This is a genomic window from Pseudoalteromonas sp. S3178, from assembly GCF_005886985.1.
Classification (GTDB): domain Bacteria; phylum Pseudomonadota; class Gammaproteobacteria; order Enterobacterales; family Alteromonadaceae; genus Pseudoalteromonas; species Pseudoalteromonas carrageenovora.
The window spans coordinates 1-361 of sequence record NZ_PNCW01000351.1; the positions used below are offsets into that span (position 1 = coordinate 1).

Consider the following 361-nt stretch of genomic DNA (forward strand, 5'->3'; position numbering starts at 1 on the left):
CACTCAAGATAAAGCGCTTCAGTCGTGCTAACGATGTACTCTTGTTGGGTTAAAGTGAGGGTTGGATACAAAGGTAAAGTGATTGCACTGTAGTAGTAGGATTCAGCTTCAGCGCAATAGCCAGCCTTAAAGCCTAAATTCTGATAATAGGGCTGCAGGTATATTGGAATATAATGAACATGCGCAAAAACGCCTTTATTCCGAAGCGCGCTGACCATAAAGTTATGCTGATCAGGCGTACAACTTTCGAGTCGAATAACATATAAGTGATAGGCAGAAATTGAGCTTTCAGAGCGCGCGAGAGGTGTGATCCCAATACTATCTGCAAATAGCGTATCATACGTGTTAGCAAGATTATTTC

Annotated in this window: 1 protein-coding gene; it reads right to left on the reverse strand. The window is 42.1% G+C overall.

What is annotated here, in order from left to right; genetic code table 11:
• The coding region (locus CWC11_RS21275) for a DegT/DnrJ/EryC1/StrS family aminotransferase (protein ID WP_171038501.1) at window positions 1-361 on the reverse strand (361 nt) is incomplete at both ends.